The 15,904-nt window shown below is 72.5% G+C and carries 13 protein-coding genes; 6 read left to right on the forward strand and 7 right to left on the reverse strand.

What is annotated here, in order from left to right:
- Positions 1–37: 37 nt before the first annotated feature.
- On the forward strand, positions 38–580 hold the full coding sequence (locus tag ACFW01_RS31010) for a DUF1203 domain-containing protein (protein WP_384509175.1): 543 nt from the start codon (positions 38–40) through the stop codon (positions 578–580).
- On the opposite strand, the gene ACFW01_RS31015 is transcribed toward ACFW01_RS31010, so the two are convergent.
- Positions 577–1,593: an aspartate-semialdehyde dehydrogenase gene (locus ACFW01_RS31015; protein ID WP_234960316.1), complete on the reverse strand. Its 1,017-nt coding sequence runs from the start codon at positions 1,591–1,593 to the stop codon at positions 577–579. The two genes, ACFW01_RS31010 and ACFW01_RS31015, sit on opposite strands and share 4 nt — an antisense overlap.
- A gap of 275 nt (positions 1,594–1,868) precedes the next feature.
- Between ACFW01_RS31015 and ACFW01_RS31020 the strand changes: the two genes are divergently transcribed.
- Positions 1,869–2,405 (forward strand): RNA polymerase sigma factor, encoded by a 537-nt coding sequence (locus ACFW01_RS31020; protein ID WP_307012100.1) that lies wholly within the window; start codon positions 1,869–1,871, stop codon positions 2,403–2,405.
- 1 nt (position 2,406) lies between these two features.
- Entirely contained in the window at positions 2,407–3,189 is a 783-nt protein-coding gene (locus ACFW01_RS31025; protein WP_234960318.1) for a hypothetical protein, read from the forward strand.
- 73 nt (positions 3,190–3,262) lie between these two features.
- On the opposite strand, the gene ACFW01_RS31030 is transcribed toward ACFW01_RS31025, so the two are convergent.
- The 3 genes from ACFW01_RS31030 to pepN form a co-directional block, all read right to left on the reverse strand.
- Complete coding sequence (locus ACFW01_RS31030) at positions 3,263–6,559, reverse strand: S8 family serine peptidase (protein WP_384509180.1); 3,297 nt, start codon at positions 6,557–6,559, stop codon at positions 3,263–3,265.
- 299 nt (positions 6,560–6,858) lie between these two features.
- Positions 6,859–7,923 (reverse strand): hypothetical protein, encoded by a 1,065-nt coding sequence (locus ACFW01_RS31035; RefSeq protein WP_234960320.1) that lies wholly within the window; start codon positions 7,921–7,923, stop codon positions 6,859–6,861.
- A gap of 222 nt (positions 7,924–8,145) precedes the next feature.
- On the reverse strand, positions 8,146–10,725 hold the full coding sequence (gene pepN / locus ACFW01_RS31040) for an aminopeptidase N (RefSeq protein WP_384509183.1): 2,580 nt from the start codon (positions 10,723–10,725) through the stop codon (positions 8,146–8,148).
- A 146-nt stretch (positions 10,726–10,871) separates the two neighbouring features.
- Here pepN and ACFW01_RS31045 point away from each other — a divergent pair, with 146 nt between their 5' ends.
- Positions 10,872–11,510, forward strand: a complete 639-nt coding sequence (locus tag ACFW01_RS31045; protein ID WP_234960322.1) for a DsbA family protein — start codon at positions 10,872–10,874, stop codon at positions 11,508–11,510.
- On the opposite strand, the gene ACFW01_RS31050 is transcribed toward ACFW01_RS31045, so the two are convergent.
- Complete coding sequence (locus ACFW01_RS31050) at positions 11,497–11,724, reverse strand: hypothetical protein (protein ID WP_384509186.1); 228 nt, start codon at positions 11,722–11,724, stop codon at positions 11,497–11,499. The genes ACFW01_RS31045 and ACFW01_RS31050 overlap by 14 nt on opposite strands.
- Positions 11,725–11,851: 127 nt before the next feature.
- Between ACFW01_RS31050 and ACFW01_RS31055 the strand changes: the two genes are divergently transcribed.
- The gene (locus ACFW01_RS31055) at positions 11,852–12,637 is read left to right on the forward strand and encodes an SAM-dependent methyltransferase (protein WP_384509189.1); all 786 of its coding nucleotides are present in this window, start codon (positions 11,852–11,854) and stop codon (positions 12,635–12,637) included.
- A gap of 127 nt (positions 12,638–12,764) precedes the next feature.
- On the opposite strand, the gene ACFW01_RS31060 is transcribed toward ACFW01_RS31055, so the two are convergent.
- Positions 12,765–13,406, reverse strand: coding sequence for a superoxide dismutase (locus tag ACFW01_RS31060; RefSeq protein ID WP_125494530.1), 642 nt, complete (start codon positions 13,404–13,406; stop codon positions 12,765–12,767).
- Between the two features lie 152 nt (positions 13,407–13,558).
- On the reverse strand, positions 13,559–14,941 hold the full coding sequence (locus ACFW01_RS31065) for an amino acid permease (RefSeq protein WP_234960325.1): 1,383 nt from the start codon (positions 14,939–14,941) through the stop codon (positions 13,559–13,561).
- A gap of 327 nt (positions 14,942–15,268) precedes the next feature.
- Here ACFW01_RS31065 and ACFW01_RS31070 point away from each other — a divergent pair, with 327 nt between their 5' ends.
- A complete protein-coding gene (locus ACFW01_RS31070; RefSeq protein ID WP_234960326.1) occupies positions 15,269–15,853 on the forward strand; it encodes a biotin transporter BioY in 585 nt (194 codons plus the stop codon).
- Positions 15,854–15,904 lie beyond the last annotated feature (51 nt).

The raw sequence follows: 15,904 nt of genomic DNA on the forward strand, positions 1-15,904 counted from the left end.
GTTGCGCCATCCTTCCACGGGGCCCGCACGGAACGCGATGTCCATTTCCCGCCGGTGGGCGGGGTGGGCGGGCGCGAACCTGGGGGCCGTGGAGCACTACACCGCACACCCGGTCCCCCCGGCCACCCTGAAGGAACTGCGCGCCACCGACGACGCCGGCCGCGCCCCCGGCCCGTTCACCGACACCGAGGGCGGCGCACCCCTGCGCTGCTGCCTGCGCCGCAGCGTGCCGGGAGAGAGGGTCGCCCTCGTCTCCTACGCCCCGCTGCGCCGGTGGGCGGCTCGCACCGGCGCCGACCCGGGCGCGTACGACGAGCAGGGGCCGGTCTTCGTCCACGCGGAGGAGTGCGCGGGGCCGGACGGGGACGGCCTGGCCTTCACCAACGCCCACCGCACGGTGCGCCGCTACTCGGCCGAGGGGCGCATCCTGGGCGGGCGGCTGGTCGGCGGGGCCGACGAGTTCGCCCCCGCCCTCCGGGAAGCGTTCGACGACCCGGCCGTGGCGCTCGTCCACGTCCGGGCCGTCGAGTACGGCTGCTTCCTCTACGAGGTGCGGCGGGGCCGGGCCCCTGGGTCCTAGCCCTTCAGCTCCGCCGCCACCAGCTCCGCGATCTGCACCGCGTTCAGGGCGGCGCCCTTGCGCAGGTTGTCGTTGGAGACGAACAGGGCGAGGCCGTTCTCCACGGTCTCGTCCTGACGGATGCGGCCCACGTACGACGGGTCCTGCCCGGCCGCCTGCAGCGGGGTGGGCACCTCGGTGAGGGCGACGCCGGGGGCGCCGGCCAGCAGTTCCTTGGCGCGGGCCACGGAGAGCGGGCGGGCGAAGCGGGCGTTGATCTGGAGCGAGTGGCCGCTGAAGACGGGCACGCGCACGCAGGTGCCGGAGACCTTCAGCTCCGGGATCTCCAGGATCTTGCGGGACTCGTTGCGGAGCTTCTGCTCCTCGTCCGTCTCGTGCAGGCCGTCGTCGACGATGGAGCCGGCCAGCGGCAGCACGTTGTACGCGATCGGCGCGACGTACTTGTCGGGCTTCGGGAACTCCACCGCGGAGCCGTCGTGCGTGAGCTTGGGGGCGTCCGCGCCGACCTTCTGGACCTGCTCGAACAGCTCGTCCACACCGGCCAGGCCGGAACCGGAGACCGCCTGGTAGGTGGCGACGACGAGGGCTTCGAGGCCCGCCTCCGCGTGCAGCGGACGCAGCACCGGCATCGCGGCCATCGTGGTGCAGTTCGGGTTGGCGATGATGCCCTTGGGGCGGTCCGCGATCGCGTGCGGGTTCACCTCGGAGACCACCAGCGGGACCTGGGGGTCGCGGCGCCAGGCGGAGGAGTTGTCGATCACGACGGGGCCCTGCGAGGCGACCTTCTCGGCCAGCGCCTTGGAGGTGGCGCCGCCCGCGGAGAAGAGCACGATGTCCAGGCCGGAGTAGTCGGCGGTGGTCGCGTCCTCGACCGTCACGCCGTCCAGCTCCTTGCCGGCGCTGCGCGCCGAGGCGAACAGGCGCAGCTCGGTGACCGGGAAGTCGCGCTCCGTGAGGATCCTGCGCATGACCGTGCCCACCTGGCCGGTGGCTCCGACGATTCCGATCCTCACGGTGACTCCTTCTCCGTTCGTACGCGTGTCTTCACGCGCGCTTTGCTCGGCCGAGACTTTTCCATCATGGGGCGAAGCCAGGCCCGCCTGTCCAATCCTTTGCCCCGGGTGCCCGCACCCTGGGACGCGGTGGCTCGGTCCGCCCCTGCCCATCCCGTGCCGGCCCACACGACGATGTGACGTACGCCTCGCGCCGCCGGCCGGCCGGACGGGCGAACGTTTCGGGCGGCCCCGGCGTCATAGGGGAGACGTGAGGACAGGTCCCAGGGGGAGGGATGGCAGTGCTGCGCAGAAAGGCCCGCCGCGGCCAGGGGGACGCCGGACGCGACGATCCCCTGGACGCGGCCCAGGAGCGCCGGGTGCGGGCGGTGCTCGCGCTGGGCGGGGTGCCGCAGGCGGACCTGCCGGACGGGGTGCAGCAGGTCCGCCTGCGGTTGCTGGAGCGGACGGCGAGCGGCAGGGAGGCGCCGCGCGACGTGTCGGCGTGGGCGGCGGTCGTCGCCTCCAACCTGGCGATGGACTGGCACCGCGCCCGGCGCCGCCAGGACCGGCTCGGAGAGCGCCTGGCCGCGCTCCGCCAGACGGACCATCCCTCGGGGGAGGACACCAGCGTGCTCTCCCTCGCCGTCGCCCAGGGCCTGGACGAGCTGCCCGACGCCCAGCGCCAGGTCCTCGTCCTGCGGTTCTTCGCGGACCTGCCGGTGCGCGGCATCGCCGAGGAGCTGGGCATCCCCGAGGGCACGGTCAAGAGCAGGCTGCACACGGCGGTACGGGCCCTGCGGGCCCGCCTGCACGAGGACGAGGTGGTGTGAGATGGCCGCCGGGAAGCACCCCGACGGGCACGCCGGGCACGACGCGCTCATGGCCGCGATCACGGGCGAGCCGCTGCCGCCCGGCGCCGATTCGGAGACCCGTGGCGCGTACCGGTCCGCGACGGCCGACGTGGCGCTGCTGCGGGAACAGCTGGGGATCATCGGCCGCACGCTGAGCGAGCCGCCCGCCGAGCAGCCCGCCGAACCGGCCCCCGGGCCGCTCCCCGAGCCCGGGATCTCCACGGTGGCCCCCGCCCCCCGCCGCCCCCGGCGCCGGCCGCTCACCCTCGCCCTCGGAGCCCTCGCGGTGGCCTGCGCGGGCACCGTGGTGACGGGCCTGGGCTGGCTGGTGGCGCAGGGCGGGAGCGGTGGCACCGAAGACGCGGCGGGCAAGGGCGTGGCGAGCAACGAGCAGGCGGACTCCGCCGGGTCCGGAACGGCCTTCGGCAGCCCCCACTACCTCGCCTGCGCCCGACTGGTGGCCGAGGGCACGGTGACCCGCGCCGAACCTCTGCCGGGCACCGGACGCCACCGCGTCACCCTCGACGTGACCCGCACCTACAAGCCGGAGCCGGGCGGCCGGGCGGAGCGGGACGGCGCGCCGGTCACCTTCGAGCTGGACGACGGCACGGCCCGCCTCGCCGCCGGCGACCGGGCGCTGATCGGCATCCCCCTGCACGGGGACACCCCGGACACCGTGATCACCGGCGGCCCGGCCATCGCCGCCGAACGCGCCTGGATCACCGCGTCCCTCGCCGAGTCCCGCACCCTCACCTGCGACTGACCACGCCGTGGGCCCACGAAAGGGCGGGCGCCCCAGCACGGAGCGCCCGCCCTCTCCCGCGTGCCGCACCGGACTACGGCACGACCTTCCCGATCCGCACGCTGCCCAGGCCCGCGGCCGTGCCGTGGGCGTTGACCAGCTGGACCCGGCCGAAGAACTCACGGCCCTCCGGGGCGGCGGCCAGCGCCGTCACCCGGGCGGTGACCGTCGCCGAGCCGCCCGTGCCCAGCTCGACCGGCGCCGCGTCGTCCACGGCGACCGAGCCGAGGCCGGCGGCGAAGTACACGTCCCGGTAGTCGTACTCCGTGCTGCCCGACGGCACCGAGTAGCCGACGACCTCGACGGTGTACGTACCGGCGGCCGGCTTCACGACGGAGACGGACTCCTCGGAGTCGCCGTCGGCGGACTGGCCGACCACGGCACCGTCCGCGCCGTAGACCGTCAGGTCCAGGTCGGCGGCCGCGTCGGAGACCCCGCCGATGGCGACGTCCAGCGAGTCGGCGCCCGCGGGCACCTCGACCGTGGAGGTGACCGTCTCGCCCTGCGCGATGGACGGGCGGGACGTCTCGGACGAGCCGAGGGGACCGCCCGTCAGCCTGCCCTCCAGCGGGGCGTAGCGGTTCGTCACCTTCCAGGAGACGGGGACCGGCGTGCCGGCCTTCGCCTCGGGCACGGTCACGGTCTCCGGGTCGAAGACGGCGCCGAGGACGGTGACGTCCAGCTTGTACGGGTTGTCCAGCACCGGCGAGGTGCGCCGCGACTCGACCTCGATCTCCCAGACACCGGGCTGCGGGTCGGCGTACGCGCGCACGTCCGGCCGGCAGCCGTTGCCGTCGAGGTAGTTGTTGTAGCAGTACGGCGTGGAGGTGGTGTCGACCGGGACGCCGTACGGGTGGATGGCGATGAACCGGGTCTGGCTCCCGTCCCGCAGCCCGCTCATCGCCACCTCCAGCGTCTTCGCGCCCTCGGGGACGGTCACGAAGTAGGACTTGGTGGCGTTGCGCTGCACGGACCCCTTGGCGGAGACGGCGTACTTCAGCGGGGACGAGACCACGACCGTGGTCAGGACCTGCTTGTCGACGCCCTCGGTGCGGGGGTCGTCGACCTCCAGGATCGCGCTCTTGAGCCCCGCGGACCCGGGCCGTGCCTGGACCTTGACGGTCACCGGTTCGTTCAGCGGCAGCCGCACCTCGTCCGGACCGACGATCCGGAAGGTGCGCCCGGCGTTGTTCTCGAACTCCAGCTCGTGCCGGACCGCCCGGTCGGAGCCGGTGGTGCGGGTGAGCGTGATCTCGTACGTCTTGCGCTCGCCCGCCTTCAGACCGCCCTCGCGGTCGTAGAGGCCGGTGCCCTTGCCCGGGGTCTTCAGAAACTGGTCGATCGCGGTGTCGACCGGCGCCTGGACGGTGTACTCGTGTGCGGTGGCGCCCTTGCGGATCGCGCGCCAGGCGTCCGGGACGTTGATCAGGCCCGCGCCCTCCTCGTACGCCTGCACGCCGCTGATGTGGTCGGCGGTCGAGGTCAGCGCCGTGCGCAGCTTCGCCGGGGTGAGGCCGACGCGCGCCTGCTTCGCGGCGGACAGCAGCAGCGCGGAGGCGCCGGCGGCCTGCGGGGAGGCCATCGAGGTGCCCTGGAGCATGCCGTAGCCGGCCGGCAGGTCGTAGCCCGCCTCCGGGACCGGCGCGCCGGGCATCCAGGTCTGGATGGTGTTCACCGCCGCGCCGGGCGCGGTCAGCGTCGGCGTGAAGCCGCCGTCCTCACGCGGGCCGCGCGAGGAGAACGGCATCATCGCGTACTTGGTGCGCACCTGGGAGCCGTAGTTGGCGGCCCAGGTCTCGCGGGAGATGGACGCGCCGACGGAGATCACCTTGTCGGCGAGGCCGGGATCGCCGATGGTGTTGGCGCCGGGGCCCGAGTTGCCCGCGGAGATGACGAGCTGGACGCCGTAGTCGTCGATGAGCCGCGTGTACAGCTCCGCGCGGGCGTTGTTGCCGTCGTTGAGCGCGGGCAGGCCGCCGATCGACATGTTGACGATGTCGACGCCGCGGTTGACGACGAGGTCGATCATGCCCTCGGTGAGCGCGACGTTGGTGCAGCCGCCGCTCCAGGTGCAGGCGCGGGAGGAGACGATCTTCGCGCCGGGCGCCGCACCGTCCATCCGGCCGCCGAACAGGCCGTTGGCGGCGGCGAGTCCGGCGACGTGCGAGCCGTGGGAGCCCTCGATGACGCCGATGTTGACGAAGTCGGCCTTGGCGCCGGAGGAGTTGTAGACGACGTCCTTGCGGATCTCGACGACGAACGGCTGGCGCTCGGCCACGTCCGTCTTCGGGTCGTCGGTGCCGAAGTACCCGACCTGGAAGCCGTCCTTGTAGGGCTTCATCGGGGTGTCGTCGGCGAAGTCGTGGTTGCCGTTCAGGTCGACGCGGACCGTGCCGGCCTTCGCGTCGTACAGCACGCCCCAGGAGTCGGTGGTGTCGCCGTCCCGGTTGGCGTCGCCGGCCGCGTCACCGCCGGTGGTGTAGGACTCCAGGAAGCTGCTGACCTGGTAGGAGCCCGCGGGAGCCGTCCAGGTCCGCCCGCCGTAGGTGAAGGTCGGCCCGGACACCGAGGTGGTCATCGGGCGCCAGGTGCGGTCGCCGTCGACGACCGGGTCGGTGGCGGTGACCCAGTCGACGATCTTGCGTTCGCCGGTGGTGGTCTTCCGCAGCGCCGGGTGCCCGAGGTCGACGCCCGAGTCCAGGATGCCGATAGTGACGCCGCGGCCGTCCGCCTTCGGGTACTTCTCCACGAAGTCGACGGCGCCCGTCTCGAAGGACGGGTTGTACGGGTTCTCGGCGGGGGTGCGGCGGTCGGGCGCCGGGTAGGAACGGCCCTTGTGGTGCGTGGCGCCCTTCGCCCGGTCCGCGCTCGGCGTCGGGTCGTCCAGCGGTATCTCCTCGCGCAGGTCGATGCCGTGCACGGAGGAGAGCTTCGCGGCGGCGGCGATGGCCGAGTCCGCCTTGGCGGTGGGGACGGTGGCGCGGACGTAGCCCAGCTCGTCGTAGGTCCGGCCGACGGTGCCGCCGGGGATCGCGTCCAGCTCCTTCGCCACCCGCTCGGTGCCGCCCGGCGCCGTGGCGACCATCATGGTGACGTTCTTCTCGCCGTCCGCCTTCGCCTCGGCGAGCCGGTCCGCGTCGTCGGAACCGAGCTTGTCGTGCGCGGACTTGACGGAGGCGTCGGCGGGCGGAGCGGCCGCCGGGCCGTCGGCGGCGAAGGCCGCGGGCACGGGCCCGGCCGCGGCGAGCGCGGCCACGAGGCCCGCGGCCACGGCGATGCGGGCCGCGCGTCTCGCGCCCGGTATCGGTTCGCGCTGGGGGGTGTGGGTCATCGGCATCCCTTGTAGGTAAAGGAACGTGCGTGAACGACCGGGGCAGACCGGCCCTGGCCGTGGCAGTCCGGAATCCGATCCCGGACGACCGCTCAGCTTTACGCAAGGGATCACTGTTTGGGGAGAGTTGTCCGGGACGGGAAGGAGCCATGGCGTACTTCCGCCATACGCCATCCGGGACACAAGGGGCGGGCCATGACAATCCCATGAGCCGGACCGGGGGCGGCGTGAGGAGGGGCCGCGGGGCCTCGTGCCCCGCGGCCCCTCCTCTCCCCTCCTGGTGACCGCCCCGTCGTCCACTACTGGGGCAGCACCACGACGTACGCGGCGGGTTCCCGGTCCGCCGCCGCCATCAACGCCGTACGGACGACGGTCGCCTGGTGCTCGATCGAGTCCCGCAGCTTGCGCGGGGTGAGGTGCACGACCGTAATCCCCAGCCGCTCCAAGTGCTCCCGCTTGCGGACGTGTTCCGCCCAGACCGGGTCGTCCTCCCGCTGCCGGTGCGCGCGGGTGTCCAGCTCCAGCGCCACCGCCTGCTCCGGCCAGAAGGCGTCCACGCCGCCGAGGTGGGGGCCGCCGGGCATGCGCAGGTCGACGTTCCAGACCGGCTCCGGCAGGCCGTGCTCGCGCACCATCCGGTACAGGCGCTGCTCGGCCAGCGCCCGCCCCTCGGCGACCAGCGAGTCCACGGCGTCCACCACGTGCGGCCGGCTCAGCAGCCGCGCGCGGTTCAGCTCCCGCACCACCGCGGCCGGTTCGCAGTGCCCGCCGCGCACCGCCTCCGTCAGCAGCCGCCGCACGGCCTCCGCGTCCGTCAGTTCCGCCACCGCGTCGGCCAGCGCCCGCGCCACCGGTGCCACCGGCACCCCGGCGACCTCCTCGGCGACGGGCAGCGCGGCCGTGCGGACGATCCGCGCGCACCCCGTCGTCCGCAGCCGGCGCAGCCGCGAAACCAGTACGTCGACGACCTCCAGGGACGACAGCGGGGGAGCGGCGGAGAGTCCGTGCAGCGCCAACGCGGCCGGCCCCGTGACCATCGCCTCCGCGTACGCGGGGACGGGCGGGTGCTCGCCGCCCGGCTGGACCGGCACCGAGGCGGTGACACCCGGGACGCCGCCGGACGCGCGCTCCCGTGCCGCGTAGAGCAGCGCCGCGTGCAGGCGCTCGTCGCCGGTCGGCGGGCCCGGGTGCAGCAGGACGACGTTCGGGAGCAGTTGCCGCCAGGGGCCGCCGGGCCGGCACTGTTCGTTGGTCTCGGCGGCGGAGACACCGTGCGCCCGGAGCTGGGCGGCCGTCATCAGCCGGCGCCTGCCGTGCGCCAGTTCGTGCAGGGGGCGGGGGGAGAGCGGGGTGTTGTGCGTCATGACCGGGGGTTTCCCGCGCCCGATCCGTCCCTTAACCCCTGTTACACGCTCATCGCCGAACCCGGACAAGCCCGTACTAAAGGACGGGTGTTCGGATGCCGAAAACCCCTGGTCCGCCGAGGTGCGGGCCAGGGGTTACGGCTGCTATTGACTGAATTCCGTAACGATGACGCAGCGCCCAATCATTGGCCAAAGATCGTCGTCGTCCGGGACACGTCCGCCCTAGCGGGCCGCCGCCGTGTCACACGCCTGCCCCCGCAGCGCACGCGCCAGGTCGTCCCGCGCCTCCAGGACCAGCCTGCGCAGGGCCGGCGCCGCGTCCTCGTGTGCCGACAGCCACGCGTCGGTCGCGTCCAGCGTGTCCTGGGAGTCCATCAGGGACGGGAACAGGCCCCGGACCACGTCCATCCCGATCTGGATGGACCGCTCGGCCCACACCCGCTCGATCGCCGCGAAGTACTTCTCCGTGTACGGCGCGAGCAGCTCCCGCTGCGAGGACCGCTCGAAGCCCGCGATCGTCGCCTCCACCAGGGCGTTGGACAGCGCGTCCGACTCCACGACCTGCGCCCACGCCTGCGCCTTCACCGCCGCCGAAGGACGGGCCGCCAGGCAGCGCACCTGGTGGCGCTTGCCGGAGGCCGTGTCGTCGCGGGCCAGCTCGGCGGCCAGCAGCGCCTCGTCCGCCCTGCCGTGCGCCGCGAGCGGGGCGAGGAACGCCCAGCGCAGCTCCTGGTCCACCTCCAGGCCGTTGACCTTCTCGGAGCCGTCCAGCAGCCCGCGCAGCAGATCCAGTTCGGCCTCGTCGGACGCCACCGCCGCGAAGAACCGCGCCCACGCCAGCTGCGGCTCGCCACCCGGCGCCGCCTCCCGCAGCTCCCGCAGCGCGCCCTCGCCGAGCAGCCGGCCGGCGGTCTCCCGCCACTCGGGGGCCACGTAGTGCACCAGCGCCGACTCGGCCCAGGCGTGCAGCATCTGGAGCACGCCGATGCCGGACTCGCGCCCCGCGAACCGCAGGACGAGACCGATGAAGTCCCGGGCCGGCAGCAGCGCGTCCCGCGTCATGTTCCACAGCGCCGACCAGCACAGGGCGCGGGCCAGCGGGTCCGTCAGCGAGCCCAGGTGCTCGCGCAGCGTCGCCAGCGAGGTGGCGTCGAAACGGGTCTTGCAGTACGTCAGGTCGTCGTCGTTGACCAGGACCAGCTCGGGCGCCTCGGCACCGGCCAGCTCCGCGACGACCGTGCGCGGCCCGTCGACGTCCACCTCGGCGCGCGCGTACCGCTCCAGGGTGCCCTCGCCCGTGCGGCGGTACAGGCCCACCGCCACCCGGTGCGGGCGCAGTTCGGGATGCGACTCCGCTGCCTCCTGCACCACCGCCAGCTCGTCGATCCGTCTCCCGGTGCTCAGCAGCACCTGCGGGGTCAGCGAGTTGACGCCCGCCGTCTGGAGCCAGGAGCGCGCCCAGGCCGCCATGTCCCGCCCGCTGGTCTCCTCCAGGACCGACAGCAGATCACCCAGCCGCGTGTTGCCGTACGCGTGCCGCTTGAAGTACCGGCGCGCACCCTCCAGGAAGGCGTCCTCGCCCGCATAGGCCACCAGCTGCTTGAGCACCGAGGCGCCCTTGGCGTAGGTGATGCCGTCGAAGTTGAGCTTGGCGTCCTCCAGGTCGCGGATGTCGGCCGTGATGGGGTGGGTGGAGGGCAGCTGGTCGGCGCGGTAGGCCCAGGCCTTGCGGCGGTTGGCGAAGGTGATCCAGGCGTCCTCGAAGCGGGTCGCGCCGACGTTCGCGAACGCGCCCATGAAGTCGGCGAAGGACTCCTTCAGCCACAGGTCGTCCCACCACTCCATGGTGACCAGGTCGCCGAACCACATGTGCGCCATCTCGTGCAGGATCGTGTTGGCACGGCCCTCGTACGACGCCTGCGTCACCTTCCCGCGGAAGACGTACTCCTCGCGGAAGGTCACCATGCCCGGGTTCTCCATGGCGCCCAGGTTGTACTCGGGCACGAACGCCTGGTCGTACTTCCCGAAGGGGTACGGGTAGTCGAAGCGGTCGTGGAAGAAGTCCAGGCCCTGCTTGGTGATCAGGAAGATGTCGTCGGCGTCGAAGTGCGGGGCGAGCCCCTTGCGGCACATGGCCCCGAGCGGGATCTCCAGCCGCGTGCCGTCCTCCAGCACCCGCTCGTAGGAGTCCGTCACGTAGTGGTACGGACCCGCGACGACGCACGTGATGTACGTCGAGATCGGCTTCGTCTCCGCGAACCGCCACACCCCGTCGGCCCGCTCACCCGCGCCGTTGGACCACACCGTCCACTCCTCGGGTGCCCGCACCTCGAAGCGGAACGGTGCCTTCAGGTCCGGCTGCTCGAAGTTGGCGAAGACCCGGCGGGAGTCGGCCGGCTCGTACTGGGTGTACAGGTACACCTCGCCGTCCTCGGGGTCGACGAAGCGGTGCAGGCCCTCACCGGTGCGGGAGTAGGCGCACTGGGCGTCGACGACCAGCTCGTTGTCGGCGGCCAGGTCCTCCAGGGTGATCCGGGTGCCGTCGAAGACCTCGCTCGGGTCGAGGTCGCGGCCGTTGAGGGAGACGGCGGTGACACTCGGGGCGATCAGGTCGGCGAAGCTGCTCGCGCCGGGTTCGTTGCAGCGGAACCGGAGCGTGGTGACGGAACGGAAGGTGCGGGGCCCCTCGCCCTGCGTGTCACCGACGGCCGAGCGCACGTCGAGGGACACCTCGTACCCGTCGACGGACAGCAGGGCGGCCCGCTCCCGGGCCTCGTCGCGGGACAGATTCTCACCGGGCACGGGTGGCACTCCCTCGGATGGTGTTCCGGTATGCGGACAGCACCGATCCTGCCATGCGCCCCTGACGTGCGGCAGCCCGGGAATGGCGGGGTACCCGGCCGCGTTGCCGCTACAGAAGCCCGCTCGTGCGCCTCATGAGGAGAGACATGTCGGACAAGACTCCCGTCGACTTCTGGTTCGACCCCCTGTGCCCCTGGGCATGGATGACCTCGCGCTGGGTCCTGGAGGTGGAGAAGGTCCGGGACATCAAGGTCCGCTGGCACCTGATGAGCCTCGCCGTGCTCAACGAGGACAAGCTCGACGACCTGCCCGACGAGTACCGCGAGATGCTGGAGGTCAAGGCCTGGGGACCGGTCCGCGTGGTCATCGCGGCCCAGGAGGAGCACGGCGCCGAGGTGCTCGGCGACCTCTACACGGCGCTCGGCACCCGCATCCACAACCAGGAGGAGGGCCCGGGCCGCGAGACCGTCGCCGCCGCCCTGAAGGACGTCGGCCTGCCCGAGTCCCTCATGGACCACTGGGACGCCACGCCCTACGAGCCCCAGCTGCGCGCCTCCCACAAGGAGGGCATCGACAAGGTCGGCCAGGAGGTCGGCACCCCGGTCATCGCCGTCCCCGGTGCCGACGGCGGCCAGCTCGCCTTCTTCGGCCCGGTCGTCACCCCGGCGCCCAAGGGCGAGGAGGCCGCCAGGCTGTGGGACGGCACCCTCGCGGTGGCCTCGGTCCCGGGCTTCTACGAGATCAAGCGCACCCGCACCAAGGGCCCGGACTTCAGCAACCTGTAGGCCGGAAGGAGTCCGGCAGATCGAACCCGGACCTCCAGTTGAAGTAGGACTGCACCCGCACACAGCCCTCGCGCGCACAGCGCCGGTAGCTGCCCAGGTCGGCCCTGGAGACCTGCGCGAGGGTGAGCGCGTACGCCCGCTCGGCGCCGTCGAGCGGGCGGAAGTCCTGGTCCGTGTCCCCGCAGTTGGGGCAACGCCGGTTCGGAAGACCCATGCCGGACACTGTGGCCCGGAACCACTCCCACCGGGAAGCCTCCGCCCGGCAGCGGTCATCTGTTCCCGTCGGCACCCCTCCCGTAGGAGCATGGGCACACCCACTCACTGGAGGCGAGCCCCACCCCATGACGCAGATCGACACCTCGGTGCCGCACTCGGCCCGGATCTGGAACTACTGGCTGGGCGGCAAGGACAACTACCCCGTGGACGAGGCGGCCGGCGACGCCTACACGGCCGTCTACCCCGGCATCGTCACCATCGCCCGCAGCAGCCGTGCCTTCCTCGGCCGCGCCATCGGGTACCTGGTGCTGGAGGCCGGGGTGCGCCAGTTCCTGGACGTCGGCACCGGGCTGCCGACCGCCGACAACACCCACGAGGTCGCCCAGCGGCACGCCCCCGGGGCGCGGATCGTCTACGTCGACAACGACCCGCTGGTCCTCACGCACGCCCGCGCCCTGCTCACCTCCAGCTCCGAGGGCGTCACCGCCTACGAGGACCTGAGCCTGTACGAGCCGGAGCGCATCCTGGAGGCGGCCGGACGCACCCTCGACCCGACCCGCCCCACCGCCCTCATCCTCAGCGGCATCCTCGGTCACGTCGACGGCCACGACCGCGCCCGCGACCTGGTCCGCCGCCTGATGGCGGGCCTGCCCGCCGGCAGTTTCCTGTGCGTCAACGACGGCTCCCGCGGCACCGACCCGGCCTACGAGGCGGCCCAGGACGGGTACAACGAGACCGGCGCGGTCCCCTACTTCCTGCGCCCGGTCGAGCAGATCGAGGCCTACTTCGACGGCCTCGACCTGGTCGACCCGGGCGTGGTGTCGGTCCCCCTGTGGCACCCGGACCCCGCCCCGGACGGACGGGCCCCGCAGCCGATCGGCCAGCACGGCGGGCTCGCCCGCAAGCCCTGACACCCCGCCGGGCACACAGAAAGCCCCCGCGAGTCAGGTCCTCGCGGGGGCTTCCCTCATTCCGCCTGCCGTCGTGAAGGGTGAGAAGACGATCACGAGGCAGGACGACTCGGGGAGTCGGGCGGCGTCAGGGCGCCAGCAGCAGCACGTTCGTGCGGGCCTTGGCGGCCTCGTAGCGCTTGGCCACGTCCTGCCAGTTGACGACGGCCCACATGGCGTCGATGAAGTCGACCTTCTGGTTCTTGTACTGGAGGTAGAAGGCGTGCTCCCAGGCGTCGAAGACCAGGATCGGCGTGGAGCCCTGGCCGACGTTGCCCTGGTGGTCGTAGACCTGCTCGACGACGAGACGGCCGCTCAGCGGCTCGTACGCCAGCACACCCCAGCCGGAGCCCTGCGTCGTCGCGGCGGCCTTGGTGAGCTGCGCCTTGAAACCGGCGAAGGAGCCGAACGACTCGGCGATCGCGTCGGCCAGCCCGCCCACGCCGTCCTTGTCCAGGGGCTCGCCGCCGCCGTCACCGGTCATGTTGTGCCAGTAGATGGAGTGCAGGATGTGGCCGGAGAGGTGGAAGGCGAGGTTCTTCTCCAGGCCGTTGATCGACCCCCACGACTCCTTGTCGCGCGCCTCGGCGAGCTGCTCAAGGGTGTCGTTGGCGCCCTTCACATAGGCCGCGTGGTGCTTGTCGTGGTGCAGCTCGATGATCTCGGGGCTGATCACGGGCGCCAGCGCGGAGTAGTCGTACGGCAGTTCAGGAAGCGTGTAGACGGGCATGGCGGATCCCCTCCGACCTTCTTATTGCAAAAGCCTTGCAAGTGCACGCTAGCAGCAGGTCACCGCGAGAGCGCGGACGGGCGGGCCGAACGAGCACGAAAGAGCCCCCGCACGCGTCCGTGCGGGGGCTCTCGGAGAGGTCGGGCGGCGGGTTACCCGCGAGCGCGCCGCCGCTGCCAGGCGTAGCCGACGGCCGCCAGGACCAGCGTCATCCCGCCCGTCGAGTAAAGCTGCACCCGGGTGTCCGGCTCGCGGGCCATCAGGACGAAGACCGCGGCCATGCCCGCCAGCGCCACCCACGTCAGCCACGGGAAGCCCCACATGCGCACGACCAGCTTCTCGGGCGCCTCGCGCTCCAGGCGGCGGCGCAGCCGCAGCTGGGCGACGGCGATGAAGATCCAGACGACCAGGATGACCGCGCCGATCATGTTCAGCAGCCAGGAGAAGACGTCGTCCGGCCGCCAGTAGCTGAGCAGCACACAGCCGAAGCCGAAGAGGGAGGAGACCAGCACCGCGATCCGCGGCACCCCGCCCGACACCCGGCCCAGCGCCTTCGGGCCCTGGCCGCGCTCCACCAGCGAGTAGCCGATCCGCGAGGCACCGTAGATGTTGGCGTTCATCGCGCTCAGCAGCGCGACCAGCACGACGACGTTCATGAGCTGGCCGGCGCCCGGGATGCCCAGCTCGTCGAGGGCGGCGACGTACGGGCCCTTCTCGACCACCTCGGGGGAGTCCCAGGGGACCAGGGTGACGATGACCGCCATCGAGCCGATGTAGAAGAGCGCGATCCGCCACATCGCCGTCCGTACGGCGCTCGCCACGCCCTTCACCGGGTTCTCCGACTCGGCCGCCGCGATGGTCACCGTCTCCAGGCCGCCGTAGGCGAAGACCGAGGCGAGCAGGCCGATGATCAGGCCGTTGCCGCCGTTGGGCATGAAGTCGCCGAGGTGCGAGGTGCCGGGCGCGTCGGTGCCCGGCAGGACGCCGGCGATCGCCAGCACGCCCAGCACCAGGAAGAGCGAGATCGCGCCCACCTTGAGGGCGGCGAACCAGAACTCGAACTCGCCGAAGTTCTTCACCGCGGCCAGGTTCGTCCCGCAGAACACCACCATGAACAGCGCCACCCACGCCCACTCGGGCGTGCCCGGCAGCCAGCCGTGCACGATCGCCGCCGCGCCGATGCCCTCAAGGCCGACGGCCGTGCACAGCAGCACCCAGAACGCCCAGCCCGCCGTGAACCCGGCCCAGGGGCCGATCGCCCGTTCGGCGTGCGCGGAGAAGGAGCCCGAGGACGGGTAGGCGGCGGACATCTCGCCCAGCATCCGCATCACCAGCATCACGAGGAGGCCGGAGAGGGTGTAGGCGACGACGATCGAGGGTCCGGCGGCGGCGATACCGGCCCCGGAGCCGACGAACAGCCCGGCGCCGATCACGCCACCGAGGGCGATCATCGACAGATGGCGCTGCTTGAGGCCGTGGGAGAGGGCGGCGTCGTCCGACCGCGGCGGTGCCTCGGTGGTGGTGCTGTTGGACATGGAGCGGCTCGTCCAATGCGTGGGGGAGGGGCAGGGCAAAAACGCCCACAGTCTCCGGGGTCACGCCGGTGGGCGACAGCGGCATCCCACGATACGGACGATGCCGCTACGCAATGTGCTCGTCCGAATGCGGAACTCCCCTCGCCGTGACGCCCGCCTCACCCACTCCGTGACCGGTGTCACCCGGGAGCAGGTGTATCCCGCCCGTTTGTCGGGAGCCCACCAAGCCGCCGATCGAGCCTTTGTCGAGCGCTGCTGGTGATCGGCCCCGGCCCGCTGGGATAGCGTCACGCTGTCCCGACATGTCCACACCACCGCGGAGTCCCCATGAGCACCGCCGCCGTCCCCACCTCCCGTTCCGGGCAGGTCCTCGCCGACCTGATCCCCTCCTCCCGCGTCCGGGACGCGGCGCTCGTGGCCGGCGGCGCCGTGCTCACCGGCGTGGCAGCCCAGATCGCGGTACCCGTGCCCGGCTCCCCGGTGCCGGTGACCGGGCAGACCTTCGCGGCGCTTCTCGTCGGCACCGCGCTCGGCGCGCGCCGCGGCCTGCTCTCGCTCGCGCTCTACGCGCTGGTCGGCATGGCCGGCATGCCGTGGTTCGCGGAGGGCGGCTCCGGCACCGCGGCCCCGTCCCTCGGCTACGTCTTCGGCATGCTGCTCGCCGCCACGGTGGTCGGCGCCCTGGCCCGCCGCGGCGCCGACCGCTCCGTGCTGCGCATGGCCGGCACGATGCTGCTCGGCGAGGCGATCATCTACGCCGTCGGCGTGCCGTACCTGGCCCTGGCCGCGGACATGTCCCTCACCGCCGCGATCGCGGCCGGCCTCACCCCGTTCCTGATCGGCGACGCGCTGAAGGCCGCCCTGGCGATGGGCGTCCTGCCCACCGCGTGGAAGCTGGTCGACAAGCGGTAGGACCGCGGCAGCGTACGAAAGAGGCCCGCCCGGTCGCAGCAGCGACCGGGC

The sequence above is a fragment of the Streptomyces sp. NPDC058985 genome (genome assembly GCF_042740985.1).
Classification (GTDB): Bacteria; Actinomycetota; Actinomycetes; order Streptomycetales; family Streptomycetaceae; genus Streptomyces.

Excerpts from the sequence above, each read along its gene's own strand:
- ACFW01_RS31045 (WP_234960322.1), top strand. The coding sequence starts at position 10,872 with ATGTCGGACAAGACTCCCGTCGACTTCTGGTTCGACCCCCTGTGCCCC.
- ACFW01_RS31050 (WP_384509186.1), bottom strand. The coding sequence starts at position 11,724 with ATGGGTCTTCCGAACCGGCGTTGCCCCAACTGCGGGGACACGGACCAG.
- ACFW01_RS31070 (WP_234960326.1), top strand. The coding sequence starts at position 15,269 with ATGAGCACCGCCGCCGTCCCCACCTCCCGTTCCGGGCAGGTCCTCGCC.
- ACFW01_RS31035 (WP_234960320.1), bottom strand. The coding sequence starts at position 7,923 with ATGACGCACAACACCCCGCTCTCCCCCCGCCCCCTGCACGAACTGGCG.
- ACFW01_RS31030 (WP_384509180.1), bottom strand. The coding sequence starts at position 6,559 with ATGACCCACACCCCCCAGCGCGAACCGATACCGGGCGCGAGACGCGCG.
- ACFW01_RS31010 (WP_384509175.1), top strand. The coding sequence starts at position 38 with ATGTCCATTTCCCGCCGGTGGGCGGGGTGGGCGGGCGCGAACCTGGGG.
- ACFW01_RS31060 (WP_125494530.1), bottom strand. The coding sequence starts at position 13,406 with ATGCCCGTCTACACGCTTCCTGAACTGCCGTACGACTACTCCGCGCTG.
- ACFW01_RS31065 (WP_234960325.1), bottom strand. The coding sequence starts at position 14,941 with ATGTCCAACAGCACCACCACCGAGGCACCGCCGCGGTCGGACGACGCC.
- ACFW01_RS31020 (WP_307012100.1), top strand. The coding sequence starts at position 1,869 with ATGGCAGTGCTGCGCAGAAAGGCCCGCCGCGGCCAGGGGGACGCCGGA.
- ACFW01_RS31055 (WP_384509189.1), top strand. The coding sequence starts at position 11,852 with ATGACGCAGATCGACACCTCGGTGCCGCACTCGGCCCGGATCTGGAAC.
- ACFW01_RS31025 (WP_234960318.1), top strand. The coding sequence starts at position 2,407 with ATGGCCGCCGGGAAGCACCCCGACGGGCACGCCGGGCACGACGCGCTC.